Source organism: Staphylococcus sp. 11-B-312 (genome assembly GCF_016743055.1).
GTDB lineage: Bacteria > Bacillota > Bacilli > Staphylococcales > Staphylococcaceae > Staphylococcus > Staphylococcus ureilyticus.
Genome location: NZ_CP068241.1, coordinates 472634 through 489149 on the forward strand (window position 1 = coordinate 472634; position 16516 = coordinate 489149).

Consider the following 16516-nt stretch of genomic DNA (forward strand, 5'->3'; position numbering starts at 1 on the left):
AAATCGTTAAAATTTGGAAGGAGCAATTTTTACAATGGCAAAAATTAAAGCAAATGAAGCATTAGTAAAAGCATTACAAGCATGGGAAATAGATCATTTATATGGTATTCCAGGAGATTCTATAGATGCAGTAGTAGATAGTTTAAGAACTGAAAGAGATAATATTGAATTTGTTCATGTGCGTCATGAAGAAGTAGCAAGTTTAGCAGCTGCCAGTCATACAAAATTAACTGGTAAAATTGGTGTTGCATTAAGTATCGGTGGACCAGGTGTCGTTCATTTACTTAATGGTATGTATGATGCCAAAATGGACAATGTGCCTCAACTTATTTTAGCAGGACAAACAGATAGTACAGCACTAGGAACAAAAGCATTCCAAGAAACAGATATCAGTAAAATGGTAGACGATGTGGCAGTCTATAATCGTCAAATCTCTGAAAATGATAAAGATATATTTGGTATTGTTAATGAAGCTATTCGTACAGCTTATGAGAAAAAAGGTGTTGCAGTTTTAATTCTGCCAAATAACCTATTGACAAACAAAGTGAAAGATACAACAAATACACCAGTGGACACTGCGCCACCAGCACGTATTGCACCAAAACCACGTAGCATCAAAAAAGCTACTAAGTTGATCAACAAAAGTAAACGTCCAGTTATGATTATTGGTACTGGTGCTAAACATGCTAAAGATGAAGTGAAAGAATTTATTGAAGCGGTTAAAATTCCTTCAATCATTACTTTACCAGCAAAAGGTATCTTAGCTGATGCACACCCATATAATTTAGGTAACTTAGGTAAAATTGGTACTAAAGTATCTTATCAAACGATTCAAGATGCCGATTTACTAATAATGGTAGGTACAAACTATCCTTATGTTGACTATTTACCTAAGAAAAATATCAAAGCAATTCAAATCGATACAAATCCAGAAAATATTGGACATCGTTTTGACGTAAATGCTGGTATTATTGGTGATAGTAAATTAGCATTGCAACAATTAACAGATAGTGCTAAACATGTGAAAAATCGTGACTTCTTAAATAAAACATTAGAAAGAAAAGCGACTTGGGATTCTTGGATGGATAAAGATAAAGCAGATGAAAGTTCACCAATTCGTCCAGAACGTCTAATGGATGCAATCAACCAAGTAAAAACAGATGACGCGATTTTCTCAATCGATGTCGGTACATCTACTGTTTGGTCAACACGTTATTTAGATCTAACAGTGAATAATAAGTTTATCGTTTCTAGTTGGTTAGGTACGATGGGCTGTGCGCTACCAGGTGCATTGGCAGCAAAACGTGCTTATCCTAATCGTCAAGTAGTTGGTATAGCAGGCGACGGTGCATTTGAAATGGTAATGCAAGACTTTGCAACAGCAGTTCAATATGATTTACCAATGACTATATTTGTTTTAAACAACCAAGAATTATCATTTATTAAATATGAACAACAAGCTGCTGGAGAGTTAGAATATGCAATTAACTTCACTGACATAGACTTAGCGCAATTTGCTGAAAGTTGTGGTGGTGTTGGTTATACACTTAAAGATCCAAATAGAATTGATGAAGTCGTAGAAGAAGCAATGGCTCAAGATAGACCAACAATTGTCAATGTTTATGTTGATCCAAATGCTGCACCATTACCTGGTAAAATTGTAAAAGATGAAGCTATTAACTATGGTAAATGGGCATACAGATCTATTACAGAAGATAAAAAATTAGATTTAGATGAAATTCCACCAATGTCAACAGCTGTCAAACGTTTCTTCTAAATCATTATAAATAAAAGATTCAGAGACTTTAATTTCTCAGACTAAGATTAAACGCCAATTCCTATTGAAATATGATAGGAATTGGCGTTTTTTGCTTTGTAAAGTTTTGTATCAAGTTGCGGCCGGATTTTAATAAATACAAAGTGATTTTGTAGCGTGCTGACGCCTAGGGAAAAGATATGAGTGAGAGACTACAGGCTCGAATCATATTCCCAGGCAAGCATGCACGGACAAAATCACAATATTTTAATTATCAAGAGATTAATAATACACTTTTTAAAACTTTTTCAAAAAGATGATTTGATGATTTAATTTAAGATATTTAAAAATAGATTGAAAATTCAGCATAATATCTATAAAGTGTATTATTATAATAGTTATTTATTAAATTGATTTATCAGGTCAGTTTTAAGTCACAGTATTTTTCAATTAAAAACAATTTAATGGGGGATATTTAAAATGTTCAAATCAATTTTCAAAAGGATAACATTTAAAACGCCGCATACATATGCATTGTTGTTATTTATCATTGTTGTAGCAAGTCTCCTCACATATATAATACCAGCAGGGGAATATGCACGTGAAAAAAAAGACGGACAAACATTGGTTATATCAGGTTCATATCAAGAAGTATCACAACATGGCGTTTCGTTTTTTGATATATTTCGGGCGATTCCGGAAGGGTTATTGAGTGGAGGAGAAATTGTATTTTACATTTTCTTAGTAGGTGGCGCATTCGGTATTGTCCATAAAACAGGAGCCTTTGAAAATGGTGTGAATAAAGCTATGAGCACACTAGGTTCTTATAAAGTATTGATGATTCCTTTGACTATGACGATATTTTCTATATTAGGATTTTCAATTGGATTAGCAGAAGAAACAATTATCTTTGTTCCTATTGGGATTATTATAGCGAGAACATTAGGATATGATGCGTTGACAGGAGCTGCAATGGTTATACTTGGAGCAGCAAGTGGTTTTATTGGTGGTATGTTAAATCCATTTACTGTTGGTGTCGCGCAATCTGTAGCGGAGTTGCCACTATTTTCAGGATGGGGACTGCGTTCGATTATTTATATTTTTATTTTATTGGCAGCTATAACAACAGTAATGATATATGCGCGTAAAGTGAAACAAGATATGTCGAAAAGTATTGTTTACGAACTGGAACAAGCTGAAGGACAGTCAACGGCAACGATGGATACCCCACGCTTTACAAAGCGACAAAAAGTAGGTTTATTACTCATTGTTGCAGCGATTATATTAAATGTGTTTGGTATTTTTAATTATGGTTGGTCCTTTAACGAAATGAGTGCTAATTTCTTATTAGCAGGTTTACTTGCAGGTGTCATTGGTGGATTGGGCATCAATGGGACTTTTGAAGCTATGATAGAAGGTATGAAAGATATTTTATTTGGCGCAATGATTGTTGGTTTTGCTAAAGGTATTATTGTTATTTTAGAAGATGGGCAGGTAATAGATACTATCGTCCATGGTATGACTACCTTGCTTACAGATGTCCCTTCGTCGGCAGTAATTATCGCGATGTTTATCTTACAATTCTTTTTAAATTTCTTTATACCATCAGGTTCTGGACAAGCATTAACTACTATGCCACTCATGGTGCCAATTTCCGACTTGTTACATATTAATAGACAAATTACTGTACTTGCATTCCAATATGGTGATTCAATCAGTAACGTCTTATTTCCAACTTCTGCAATTTTAATGGGTGCTTTAGCTGTCGGAAAGATATCCTATACACAGTGGCTTAAATTTGCTTGGAAATTAATTTTAGTGTGGGTCATTATATGTTGCATTGGTATGTCAATAGCCCTGATGATAGGTTATTAATCAATATGGATTAAGTTATACAATTAAGTTGAAATTTATATTGTTAGGCGTAGTATCTGATATTAAAGTATGAATTGAATATTGGATATACGCCTATTTTTATATTATTAATTATTAAAATGTTGAAATATTCAGAAATTACAAATAAGATATGAGATAAGACACTAGTAAAGAAGGTGAGGCAATGCAATATAGACCATTTATAGAAATACTGCCAAAAGTTACATTGAGACCGCCAGATCTTAAAATGGCCGAGGCATTATTTGAAACCATTCAAGAAAATTTCGCGCATTTATCTCGATTTTTAGATTTTATTACAGAGGATCTCACTGTAGATGCAGAAAAATCATATTTAAAAATGATGATACAACATCAAGCTGAAAGTAAAGGTCAATTATTTCTAATCTATTACGAAGATAAATTGATTGGCACAATAGATTTACATAAAATAGATTTAAAAAACAGCAAAGCAGAAATAGGTTACTGGCTGGCGAAAGGCTATACAGGTAAACGAATTGCGACAGAAAGTGTTGCATTTATATGTGGCTATGCATTTAAAATTTTAGGACTGAATAAACTCACGATTATTGCTGATGTGCGAAATATTGCTAGCAATAAAGTTGCTGAAAATGCAGGTTTTCATTTTGTCGCTACTGACGTTCAAGACATGAATGATGGTGAAAATTTTCAAGATATGAATCGCTATATTTTATTAAGAGATCATTATGATTTGGCAGAAAATAATTAAACGTAAGATTGATTGTCTATATCAAGCATGCTTAATTGTATCTGGTGTATCCAATACTCAAGCAATTGTTAAATGATTGAAATGACCCATATTTACTTTGGCAATACGCTGACATAAAGATGATAAAAAGGGGGTTACGGACTTGATGGCTAGAGGCATTAATCATATTGGTTTAACTGTACCTGATATTGAAATAGCAACAGCTTTCTTCAAGGAAGGTTTAGGTGGTCGTATTGCTTATGATAGCCAAACTAAAATGGATGAACCTAGAGGAGGTCAATTTGTTGAACATGTATTAGGATTGGAGAATGGCGCTGAAATTGTAAAAAAAAGAATGATGGTGTTTAATGATGGTCCTAATATAGAGATGTTTGAATTTGTACAAGCCAACCAAAAAAGCGCCGTAAATTTACAAGATATTGGTTATACACATATTTCGTTTTACGTGGATGACTTTGAAACATCGCTTAATAAAATTAAACAAGCTGGGGGACGACCTATCTCTGAACCTCATAGTAATACAAAATATGAAGATACAGATGGTAATCGTACTGTATATGTGAAAACACCCTGGGGAAGTTTGATTGAATTACAAACAATACCAAATGGTTATTACTATCCTAAAGATAGCGAGGCAAGCGTATTTATTCCAGACGTGTAAGAAATATTGACACAGGAGGTCAAAAGTAATGATAAGCAAAAAATTAGATGTCGCCAACTTACCCACACCTATTCATAAGTTAGAGCACTTAAGTCAACGTTTAGGCAAAGAAATTTATATTAAAAGAGATGATTATACTGGCACAGAAATATCAGGGAATAAAGTAAGAAAGTTAGAGTATACGATACAATATGTAATTGATCATGGATATGATACGATTATTACAACCGGTGCAATCACATCTAATCATGCTAGAGCAACAGCAGCACTATGTGCAAAGTATCAAATTGAATGTCATCTCGTACTAAAAGGCACCATGAAAGCTTTTGAAGGTAATTTATTTTTAGACGCTATGTTTGGCGCACATATACATGTGATTGACGACAATCAGTCTAGAGAAATAGCGATGACTCAATTGAGACATACAATAGAAGGCAAAAATAAAACACCTTTTATGATACCAACGGGTGCATCAGATTGGATAGGCACGCATGGTTATATCAATGCCTTTGAAGAAATTTTAAGACAAGAAACTGAACTAGGTCGTCATTTTGACTCTATTAATGTCGCCGTAGGTTCAGGTGGCACATATGCAGGTTTATGGTTTGGTAAGCACAGTAATAAACTTGATACTAAGATAATTGGCTATGCAGTCAATGAAAGTGCAGAGGCCTTTAAAAATAAAGTGCAAACAATCATTAATCATTTAGATGAAAGCATAGACACATTCGATACAATCACCATTAACGACAATTATATTGGATTAGGTTATGCGCAAGCAACAGATGAAGAATTAGCATTTTATATTGACATTGCACAACTAGAAGGTATTGTATTAGACCCAACTTATACAGGGAAAGCTTTTAGAGGTATGGTTAAAGAAATTCAAGCAGGAAAATATGATGATCAACAAGCAATTTTGTTTATTCATACGGGTGGTTTACAAGGTTATACAGAAGAAACAAGAACACGTATTCAACAATTGCTGCCACATTTCGATAATAATTTATAATAAATTGAGATTGAGGATTATGATAACTTTTTGTAGTCTAAAGCAAATAAATTGCTAAAAAGACTGTATATAGTGCATAATATTAAACACTTTATAATTAAGGAGGGTGTTCTAAATGACGCAAACATTAACTTCTATGGATGAATATCATTCATTTATTAACAAATATCCGCTCGTAGTCGTTCACGTAATGAGAGAAAATTGTAGTGTTTGTCACGCGGTATTGCCACAAATTGAAGACTTGATGCGCGAATTTCCAGACATACCGTTAGGCGTGATTAATCAAAGTCATGTAGAAGCAATTGCTGGTGAATTATCAATATTTACGGTACCAGTTGATTTAATCTTTCTCAACGGTAAAGAAATGCATCGCCAAGGCAGATTTATTGATATGCAACAGTTAGAACACCAATTATCCATGATGCATGAAAGTTTAAAATCATAAGTGAAATAGATAAAAATTGTATATTATAAGTGCTTAGACATCCTGTTGTTAGTGTATTAACATAAAAGTAATACTAATAATAGGATGTTTCAATTTAAAAGGATTATATTTAAAAATAAATTGCCTAAAATAAAAAAGAGGTAAATTAAAACACAAGTATCATATATAATAAAAATAATGTATGATAAGATTAATCTATTGAATTGAGGAGGAGTATTTATGCGCATAGAAAGAATATGTCCGAATGAAGCTGAAGCGCTGTATACTTGCATGAAAAAGATTGATCAAGAGACACAATACATGCTTTATTTACCTGATGAAAGAAGTTTTAATAAAGATAGCCTTGTTGATGATATTAAACATAATTTTTATATTGGTGTTAAAACAGATGAAAATGATATCTTAGGATATTTATCTGTACATATTAGTAGGTTAGCTAAAATTAAACATATCGGTTACATCGTGACAGGCGTGTTAAATGAACAACATCATCAAGGATTAGCTACAAAGATGTTTCAAGAAACAATAAAGTGGGCAGAGCGGAAAGGGTTAAGAAGACTTGAATTAACGGTCATTACAACCAATACTCCGGCAGTTAAATTTTATGAAAAATTAGGCTTTAAAATTGAAGGTATTAAACATGAATCTATTTATATGGATCATCATTTTTATGATGAACTATATATGTCAATGATGATAAATCAATCATTTTCAATAGATTCAGCTATACTCGAACGTTAACTTAATATAAGTTATCAATACATATTAATATTTTGAGTGACCTATCTAATAATTGAGCTTAACCTTCTAGTCAAAAATCAATCGTTTATTGGAGGTAGTATAAGATGCTAAAAAAAATATTAACCTTTGCAAGTGTTAGCGTGATAGCTTCATACTTATTTGCCAAGCTTATAGAAAAACGTAGCTATCAAAGCTTTTTGTATGAAATAATGATTAGAGCGACAAAGATGAAACAGCCATTTGAAAAGAAAATAAACGCACAAGAGGCGCTTGCGTCTGTAAAAGCACAAACGCAAGGCGAGTATGCAGGCACGGATTATAACTTTGACAATGCCGTTTATACTAAAAAATTGCACGATATAACCAATTATGTTGTGAATGATAGAGAAGATCATCAACAAAAAGTAGTGATATACATTCATGGTGGTGCATGGTTCCAAGATCCGCTGCCATATCATTTCGAATATATAGATATGTTGGCAACAGCATTTGACGCAAAAGTAATCATGCCAATATATCCAAAAATTCCACACGCAACTTATAAGGAAACTTTCGAATTACTAGAAGAAATTTATAGATATGAATTAGATCAAAAGATGAGTTCTGAGCGTATTGTTATTATGGGCGATTCGGCTGGAGGTCAAATAGCATTATCTTTCGCACAATATTTGAGAACGTTGGACTTACCACAGCCAAGTGATATTGTGATGATTTCACCTGTGCTGGATGGTACATTTAGTCATCCAAAAATTCATAGCTATGAAAAAATTGATCCTATGTTAGCTGTTGCAGGAAGCAAATATTTAATTAGCTTATGGGCTGACAAACTGTCATTAACGGATTGGAGAGTATCGCCAATATATGGAACATTCAATGGATTAGGAAGAATGACTATTTCAATAGGTACCAAAGAAACACTTTATCCAGATGCTGTTAAGCTATCGCGAATGTTAAATGCTCAAGGTATTCACCATAACTTTATCCCAGGATACCAACTATTTCATATTCATCCTATTTTCCCAATTCCTGAAAGAGCACAATTTATCAAAAAGTTAAAAAAGATTATAGACTAACATAATCACATATTAACACGGTAAACATTTTGGGTTGATATGATAAAACACCACGATGAGGTTTGAATTCATTGAATATATATTTAGAGGTTTTTCAACAATTTCATTCACATGTCTTTGATATATTATTTGTGGGAATAAGTACTGAAGTTTCCATTGGTAGTGTATGTTGAGCCATGTTATAACCATTATACATAAGTTACCTTGATAATTTAGTATAGTTAGTGTTTATTAAATTATCAAAGTGACTTGTTTTTAAGTGTTTTAATGTAAAATTACATATGGATGCGTTGTATTTTGGCGAGATGCTTGAGGGAACAGGATAAGTTGAAGACGACAGGCTGAAGCTGTCCCCATAAAAGAGCGAGCCAACAATACGAAGTATTGAGTAACAAAAAAGCACGCAGATGAATTGATTTAAATCATTTGCGTGTTTTTTTCTAGGATTTATGTACCAAATTCTATTATGTTTTTATAAGATTATATCAAAAGCGTAATGATGACCGATTTATAATCATGCTTATTTTGAGTTATTTAAATAAGTAGAGAAGAAATCTGTAAATAAATCAACAAATGTTAGATATACATCTTTTTCCACATGCTCATCTACTTGGTGTGCTTGGTTAACAGCACCGGGACCATACATAATAAATGAAAAGTTTTCATCTTTGTCTACCAGTAAATCAGACGCGTCGGTAACACCAGGTGAAGCTTCAGTTGGTAATGTAGTATTTAAATATTTTTCTCCCATTTCAATAGCAAGTTCAGTCAATTTATTTTCTCCTGTAGTATAAACAGGTGGTCTAGACATGTATGTGTCAATATCAATATCCGTTTGTTCAGTTTCGACTTGCTTTAAGATTTCATTGAAATATGAGATGAATTGTTCGTTATCATGCTCAGGGATTGTACGAATATTAAATTCAGATTCAGCATGTTCTGGAATTGAATTTACCTGGTTACCCCCGTTGAAAATTGTGGCATTCATAATTGCATTGCCTAACAAATCATTGCTTTTAGTGAATTTTTCAAAGCCTTCATCAGCTTTATAAACAAATTTTACTAATGGTGAAATTGCATTGAAACCTAGCTGTGGCATAGAACTATGTGAAGCTTTACCGCGGGAAGTGACACGAATGTCCATAGAGCCTTTGTGTGCATAGATAATTCGATCTTGAGAAGGCTCAGCAATCACAAGTGCATCGACATCATTCATGTATCCTTTATCTTGAAAAGTTTTTGCACCTTCACCTACAATTTCTTCACCAGCAGTTGCCAATAAACGAATTTTCCCATGTTGTAATAAGTTTTGATCATGAATATCTATCATACTGATGACTAATGCTGCTAAACCTGATTTCATATCAGCTGAACCACGACCATACAGTTTGCCATCAACTTCAGTAAGTTTGAATGGATCATATGTCCATTTACTTTCATCACCAGCAGAAACAACATCCATATGACCAGAAATGCCCAATATTGGGCCATCTTTACCGATTTCAGCCACTAAGTTTGCACGACTGTCGTTAATTTTAATGATGTCGGAATTTATGTCATGTTCTGCTAATAACTTTTGCAGATATTCACAAACTTCGATTTCATTGTTATTAACGGATTTAATGCTAATCAAGTCTTCTAAAATTTGAATTTTCTCTTGATCAGTAAACTTACTCATAATAAAAACCCCATTTCAGATATAATAAGAAAACTAACACCATAATTATATCTGAAAATTCAGACTGTTTGAAATTAAACCCCTCCGTAAAAAGGCATAATAATGAGAATTTGAACAGATTGTCAAAAATAAGTTACAAAAATTAAACATGGTTTTTAGATGCGTCATTATCTAAAGACCATGTTTTTATCGTTTTATATTGGTTGATTGTTGGTTGACCTATGTGTTTAGATTGCAAATGTTTAGGGGTAGAACGATTTTCTTGTGTAGATGAAGTAGATGGTTCGGAAGATTTTGTGGTGTTGTTAGTCTCATCTACATTTTCAATATGTCTCGTATTATCTGTATCAAGTACTGCACCACGCATATCATTGCCTTGGAAACTGCCTACTAAAATCATGATTAAATAACCACAAGTTATAAGCGCAACAATAATGAGATAGAGTGAAACAGTTAACTTTACAGGTTTGCTCATGTCCATCCTCCTAGAATATCTTTAATTCCTTTCACCCTTAAGATAACATTCGAATTTTAATAATGTGTAAATTTCAAGTAAATATTATATTTCGTATTTTTAACTTTAATTAGTAATTGATGAAAAATTTTTATATTATTTTTTGCTTAAAATTTTTAACTGAAGAAAAAGCATTATCGTTGATATGAAAGTATTTAATATAATCTTTAATATAATTTTACATTAAATGTAAATGTGTATTTACATTCAATTAACAGTTAATTTATAGACTTTATATAAAATCAATAACTACGTGGTAGCATGTCATTATTGAAAGGTATAATGATTAGATTATAAATTTAAGATCATTTTTGTAATGTTTTTTTGCTAAATTAATGATTTTAGCATGTAATTAATAAATACGCTGATGAAAAGAGGGACAGAGTTTGCTACTAATCATAATTTGTGTAGGCGTTATTCTATGGTTAGGAATTGTCGAGAAACGAAGACATTCTGACAGATTAGAAAAGATTCCTATACGTATTAATATAAATGGTATTAGAGGTAAATCAACGATTACACGCTTGATTTACAGTATTTTGCGGGAAGATAAATACCGCGTGATTGGTAAAACAACTGGTACAGATGCACGTATGATGTACTGGTTTACACCAAGAGAATATCCAGTATATAGGAAACCTCAGGGTGCAAATATCGGCGAACAACGAGATATCGTCAGAAAAGTTGTGAAACAAAGAGCTAACGCATTAGTCAATGAGTGTATGGCAGTTAATCCAGACTATCAAATTACATTCCAAAAAGATTTAGTGAAAGCGAACATTGGTGTCATTGTTAATGTGATGGAAGACCATATGGATGTGTTAGGGCCAACTTTAGACGAAGTTGCTCAAGCATTTACAGCAACCATTCCATATAAAGGACATCTCGTGGTAATGAAGGATGACTATACTAAATTTTTTGCTAAAGTAGCTAAACGGCGTAAAACAAAATTAATTGTAGTCGATAAAGAAGAAGTACCAGAATCATATCTACGAGAATTTGGATATATTGTCTTTCCGGATAATGTAGCAATTGCAATGGGAGTTGCTGAAGCATTAGGCATCGACAGAGACACTGCCTTAAGAGGTATGTTAAACGCACCACCAGATGTAGGTGCTGTTGAAGTTAAATACTTTAATGCAAACAATACAACGAATGTCTATGTGAATGCCTTTGCAGCAAATGAGCCACAATCTACTAAAGCAATTTTAAATAAAGTAGAATCATATAATTACCCATATCAAAGAATTGTTATAATCTTAAATTGTCGCTCAGATAGGGTAGATAGAACCCGACAATTTGTAGAAAATTTCATAAAAGATGTACCGTTCGATACATTAATTTGTACTGGAAAAAGTACCCAAATGGTATCGGAAGTGATGAGAGAATTACCCGATAAAAAATATTTGAATTTTGAAGGTAAAAATATAAGTGAAGTTGAACGTGCGCTTTATGCAGAATCACATAATGCTTTGATATTCTGTGTTGGTAATATTCATGGACCAGGAAAAGAAATCGCACAATATATAGAAGGGATACATTAATATGATAGGTTCAGAGTTATATTTTTCATTATTCGTGGGGATTGTTTTAAGCCTCATATTTGCCGAAAAATTCGGCATTAGTCCTGCTGGATTAGTTGTTCCAGGATATCTAGCGCTGATTTTCGATCAACCAATCATGCTGCTATCTGTACTAATCATTAGTTGCATTACATATTTTATTGTGAACCATGGTATTAGCCGCTTTGTTATTCTTTATGGGCGTAGGAAATTTGCTGCAATGATATTAACTGGAATGGTTTTAAAATTTATATTTGATTTAATTTATCCATTAACGCCATTTGAGATGGTAGAAATGTCCGGTATTGGTGTTGTAATACCAGGTATCATCGCAAATACTATACAAAAACAAGGTGTCGTAATAACTTTATCTACGTGTATGTTATTAACATGTATTACATACATTGTCTTATTCTTTTATAGCTTTATTAATTAGTAAGGAGCAGATATATGAAGCAATCTAAACGATTTTCTATCGATGAGCGTGTTTTGAAGTGGACAAAGCGCCATAAAAGAAGGAATTCCATATATACCGGCTTGATATTAATTATAGCGATCATTTTGTTAGTATTTGTATTAAAGCAACAGGATTTTGAACCTGTTAAAGCTATGAATAAAGGAAAAGATGAAATTAAGCTAACATATCTAGGTAATGTGGAATTAAACAATCATACAAGAAAAAACAATATTAATGATACTTTTAGTGCTGTCGAAAACATGTTAAAAGATAGTGATTATTCTACAGCAAGCTTGAATTTAACCAAGTTTTCAGATGATAGAAAAACAAATATTAATAAAAATTTAGAAAATGTAATGTTTTTAAAAAGCTTAAATATTAAAAGTTTAAATATTATAAATCAAGTTACTGATAACATTACAGCAAGAGATTTTAGTAAAGCTGTTGAGGCACAAAATGGATATAATTTTTTAACTGGTAATGGTTCTAATCCTATCAACAGTAAAACAGTACAACAAACAGTAAAAGGTAAAAAAGTAGCTAATGTTTCCTTTACAGACGTTGAGTCTGATTACACAGATCCTTTAAAAAACACTACATCCATTAGCTTGGAACCTAATATTTATGTTCCATTAATAAAAAAATTGAAAGAAAAAAATGATTATGTAGTAGTTAATGTGGACTGGGGTATAACCGATGAAAGGTCAGTAACAACAAGGCAAAAACAGTATGCACACTCACTCGTAGATGCAGGTGCTGATGTCATCGTCGGACATAACACAGTTGTTCAGGAAATTGAAAATTATAAAGATGCCAGCATTTTTTATAGTTTAGGTAATGTAACTTCAGAAGGTTTTTTATCAAAAAATAAACAAGGTTTAGCTGTACAACAGAATTGGAACGGTAAAAATTCTAAATTCATGATTACGCCTATCAAATCAGTGGGCGGTAAATTGACTAAATCTACACCTAACAAAATTGAAGAAACAAAATTATTAAATAATATTAAAGGTGACAATATAAATCTTAAAAAAGAGAATGGAGGTTATACGTATGAACATTAAAGATCATTGGGTAAGTATTACAATAATTGCAGTTGTGTTGATAATATTCTTACTAATTGTATTCGCTAGAGCGAACGAAGGTTTAGACCGTTATGAACAAAATGAACTTAAATCTTCACACCATCAATATTTATCTAAAGGAGCTTAGCTATGAGTATTTATAATAAAAAAACGCTCATCGTAATATTACTCCTTACTATTATCATATCCTTTGCATTTTATATGATTACAAAAAAGGATAATTATGATAAAGATGATTTATATGAAAATAAAATTGCGGATCATCAACAAGACATATCGGATAAAAATTACGGTGTAGCTTCAAATAATCCGATTGCTACACGTGTTGGAGAAAAAATATTGAAAGATGGTGGTAACGCAGTTGACGCGTCAATCGGAGTGTCATATGCCCTTGCTGTCACTGAACCACACTCTTCTGGCCTAGGCGGCGGAGGTGCGATGCTGGCTTACGATGGTCAAGAAAATGTTGCACCAAAACAATGGCAGTATAAAGATATTTCTTCTTTTAATTACAAGCAAAAAGATAAAATTGGTGTTCCAGGTTTCGTTCGAGGTCTTGAAGACGCTCATAAAGAGGCAGGAAAAATGGATAGAAAGAAAATCATGAACTATGTTATTCCTTTAGCTGAAGAAGGCTTTGAAGTTGATTCAGAATTAGAAAGAAGTTTGAAACTATATGGTTCAGATGTAGATAGAGATTCACCTTTCTTTGAAGGAGAGCAAACCAAAAGAGAAGGTGATGTCATTAAGCAACCAGCTTTAGCTAAAACATTAAAAGGTATTAGAGATAACGGTCCTAAATATTTCTATGATAAAGTTGGTAAAAGTATCACTAAGCAAACGGATGACAAACTAACCGAAAAAGATTTCCAAAGTTATAAAACAGAGAAAAAAGAGCCAGTAAGTACAGACTATTTAAATAATAAAGTTTATGCTGCATCTAATCCTTTAGGAGGATCACTGATGCTACAAGGTTTAGAAATTGATGAAGCTACTAATAATCAAGCAGCTCAAGGTGATCGTTTGGATTATATCACTGGTATTTTAAAATCTAGAGACTTGATGTACCGAAATAGGGATATTGTAAATGGACAAGATGAAGACTATGATGAATATCTTTCTCAAGATTACCTATTAGGTAGATTAAATGAAATTAATTTTGAAAGTAATTTCAATACAAATAACATCGATAATACGAGCACAACACACTTTGTGGTTGTTGATAAAGATGGACAGTTGACAAGTACAACGAATACGTTAGCAAGCTTCTTTGGTTCAGGGGAGTATGTAAAAGAAGGATTCTATATGAATAATTCATTAAGTAACTTCTCTTCTAATCCATCTAGTCCAAACTATGGTGCTAAGCATAAGCAACCACGCTCATTTACTTCACCGAGCATCGTAGTTGGACCTGATTATTACATGGGTATAGGAACGCCAGGTGGTAACAAAATTCCGACTACGCTCAATGAGGTTATTATTGATTACTTACGTAGCGATGGCACACTACAAGATTCTATTGATAAACCACGTTTTTATAACGATGGAGGAAAAATCTTTTACGAAAATGCCACAGATCAGCAAGATATAGACATTTTCAAAAGTTTAGGATTTGAAATTGAAGAAAAACGTAATGACCCTAACTTTGGTAGTGTACAAGCTGCACTATATAATAAAAATGATAAAACAGTAGAAATCGGTCATGATGTGGGTAACAGGTAGATTTTTTTAAAAAATGTATAAAAAAAGTCCAAGGCATCAAATGATGTCTTGGACTTTTTTATTGAGTTTTAATTTCTATCATTCATGTACTGTGCTTATTTGAGAAATTATTATATAACGTACGCGCAAAGATAATAACTACAACAATTGCACCTATGTAACCTACAAATGGGTATATAATGGAAACTAATTCTCCAAAAGGTAAAGTACCACAAATAATAAAAATAACACCTAACACAACTGTAACAGGCACGCTAAGTTTTGCTGGAAAAATTTTCATAAATTCATTTTTAACTAACCAATACATTGGTGCAGTTGTAGAATAAATGCCTAATAAAATACATACTGAAAATATAAATGCTATCAATGGCGCAATCGTATTACCTAAATAAAGTACAGGAACCTCTAATTCAAATACATGATCAGAATGCACTAATAGTGCAATAATCATTACAACCACAGTTAACATCAACACAGAGCCACCAACAATACCTGTAATGCCTGCTTCTTTTCTACTATTAGATTGTTGACCAAGCTGTGAAAAGAAAATACTTCCTGCTAAGATGTTATAACAGAAAAATAAACCGCCAGCTTGCCACCAATGTGTTGTTGGTTGTAAATTTTTAGCGCTTTCTGGTAAATAGAGCATATTAGATAAATTACCGATATTTGAGAAAAAGACAATTAGACAAATACCTATTGTTAAGATGACGATAATCGGACCTACAGTACCAATAATATCAACCAATTTTTTTAAACCTAAAATCACTGTAATCATTGCAATAATGCCCATACCTAGTACACCAACTAGATTGGGAAGATGGAATTGCTCTGAAACTACAGCTCCTGTACCAGCAATCATGATGACAACAATGCTAAAAATAAAAATAATTGTAAAGTATTCAATCATTGTTCCAATGATATTGCCACAATAATACTTAAATATTTTGCCAGGTTGTTTTAATTGAAGATCAAATCCCTTCATCATTAAAGTTGAACCAAGTAAACAGAACAATAATGCGCTAACTAAAGCTCCGAATATACCATACATGCCAAAGGAAGCAAAAAATTGCATCACTTCTTGTCCTGTTGCAAAACCAGATCCTATGAGATAAGCGATGTAAGCACCGCTAAGTTTTATAATATTTGTGAGTTTAATTTGTTGTTGCATCATTGATTCCCCCAAT

Annotated in this window: 16 protein-coding genes and 1 pseudogene; 13 read left to right on the forward strand and 4 right to left on the reverse strand. The window is 32.6% G+C overall.

Annotated features, from left to right (window positions below; all coding sequences use genetic code 11):
- Window positions 1-34 precede the first annotated feature (34 nt).
- From JG554_RS02000 to JG554_RS02035, 8 genes are all read left to right on the forward strand, one after another.
- Complete coding sequence (locus JG554_RS02000) at window positions 35-1777, forward strand: pyruvate oxidase (RefSeq protein ID WP_046206750.1); 1743 nt, start codon at window positions 35-37, stop codon at window positions 1775-1777.
- Between the two features lie 459 nt (window positions 1778-2236).
- Entirely contained in the window at window positions 2237-3631 is a 1395-nt protein-coding gene (locus tag JG554_RS02005) for a YfcC family protein (protein WP_070037329.1), read from the forward strand.
- A gap of 184 nt (window positions 3632-3815) precedes the next feature.
- On the forward strand, window positions 3816-4379 hold the full coding sequence (locus tag JG554_RS02010; RefSeq protein ID WP_070037332.1) for a GNAT family N-acetyltransferase: 564 nt from the start codon (window positions 3816-3818) through the stop codon (window positions 4377-4379).
- A gap of 145 nt (window positions 4380-4524) precedes the next feature.
- A complete protein-coding gene (locus tag JG554_RS02015; protein ID WP_046206753.1) occupies window positions 4525-5040 on the forward strand; it encodes a VOC family protein in 516 nt (171 codons plus the stop codon).
- Window positions 5041-5068: 28 nt separating this feature from the next.
- Window positions 5069-6052 (forward strand): D-cysteine desulfhydrase family protein, encoded by a 984-nt coding sequence (locus tag JG554_RS02020; RefSeq protein ID WP_070037335.1) that lies wholly within the window; start codon window positions 5069-5071, stop codon window positions 6050-6052.
- Window positions 6053-6167: 115 nt separating this feature from the next.
- Window positions 6168-6497 carry a thioredoxin family protein gene (locus JG554_RS02025; protein ID WP_070037338.1) on the forward strand — a complete coding sequence of 110 codons (330 nt, stop codon included), beginning with the start codon at window positions 6168-6170 and terminating at the stop codon, window positions 6495-6497.
- Between the two features lie 219 nt (window positions 6498-6716).
- Window positions 6717-7238 (forward strand): GNAT family N-acetyltransferase, encoded by a 522-nt coding sequence (locus tag JG554_RS02030; protein ID WP_046206756.1) that lies wholly within the window; start codon window positions 6717-6719, stop codon window positions 7236-7238.
- Window positions 7239-7342: 104 nt separating this feature from the next.
- Entirely contained in the window at window positions 7343-8311 is a 969-nt protein-coding gene (locus JG554_RS02035; RefSeq protein WP_070037341.1) for an alpha/beta hydrolase fold domain-containing protein, read from the forward strand.
- Window positions 8312-8321: 10 nt separating this feature from the next.
- Here the strand turns inward: JG554_RS02035 and JG554_RS13325 are convergent.
- The 3 genes and pseudogenes from JG554_RS13325 to JG554_RS02045 form a co-directional block, all read right to left on the reverse strand.
- Window positions 8322-8507: pseudogene (locus JG554_RS13325) on the reverse strand (IS5/IS1182 family transposase); the annotation flags it as partial.
- Window positions 8508-8831: 324 nt separating this feature from the next.
- Window positions 8832-9989: an ArgE/DapE family deacylase gene (locus JG554_RS02040; RefSeq protein ID WP_070037344.1), complete on the reverse strand. Its 1158-nt coding sequence runs from the start codon at window positions 9987-9989 to the stop codon at window positions 8832-8834.
- 142 nt (window positions 9990-10131) lie between these two features.
- Window positions 10132-10464 (reverse strand): hypothetical protein, encoded by a 333-nt coding sequence (locus tag JG554_RS02045; RefSeq protein WP_046206759.1) that lies wholly within the window; start codon window positions 10462-10464, stop codon window positions 10132-10134.
- Window positions 10465-10889: 425 nt separating this feature from the next.
- Between JG554_RS02045 and pgsB the strand changes: the two genes are divergently transcribed.
- Genes pgsB through JG554_RS02070 form a run of 5 tightly spaced genes read left to right on the forward strand, consistent with a single transcriptional unit; the run spans window position 10890 to window position 15329 of the window.
- Window positions 10890-12047 carry a poly-gamma-glutamate synthase PgsB gene (gene pgsB, locus JG554_RS02050; RefSeq protein WP_046206760.1) on the forward strand — a complete coding sequence of 386 codons (1158 nt, stop codon included), beginning with the start codon at window positions 10890-10892 and terminating at the stop codon, window positions 12045-12047.
- A 1-nt stretch (window position 12048) separates the two neighbouring features.
- A complete protein-coding gene (gene pgsC, locus JG554_RS02055; RefSeq protein ID WP_046206761.1) occupies window positions 12049-12501 on the forward strand; it encodes a poly-gamma-glutamate biosynthesis protein PgsC in 453 nt (150 codons plus the stop codon).
- 14 nt (window positions 12502-12515) lie between these two features.
- Window positions 12516-13586 (forward strand): CapA family protein, encoded by a 1071-nt coding sequence (locus JG554_RS02060; RefSeq protein WP_064209259.1) that lies wholly within the window; start codon window positions 12516-12518, stop codon window positions 13584-13586.
- Window positions 13576-13734 carry a hypothetical protein gene (locus JG554_RS02065; protein ID WP_019470031.1) on the forward strand — a complete coding sequence of 53 codons (159 nt, stop codon included), beginning with the start codon at window positions 13576-13578 and terminating at the stop codon, window positions 13732-13734. Before JG554_RS02060 ends, JG554_RS02065 begins: the two co-directional genes overlap by 11 nt.
- A 2-nt stretch (window positions 13735-13736) precedes the next feature.
- Entirely contained in the window at window positions 13737-15329 is a 1593-nt protein-coding gene (locus JG554_RS02070; RefSeq protein WP_070037358.1) for a gamma-glutamyltransferase, read from the forward strand.
- 82 nt (window positions 15330-15411) lie between these two features.
- Here the strand turns inward: JG554_RS02070 and JG554_RS02075 are convergent, their stop codons facing one another.
- Entirely contained in the window at window positions 15412-16503 is a 1092-nt protein-coding gene (locus JG554_RS02075) for a YkvI family membrane protein (RefSeq protein WP_226955476.1), read from the reverse strand.
- Window positions 16504-16516 lie beyond the last annotated feature (13 nt).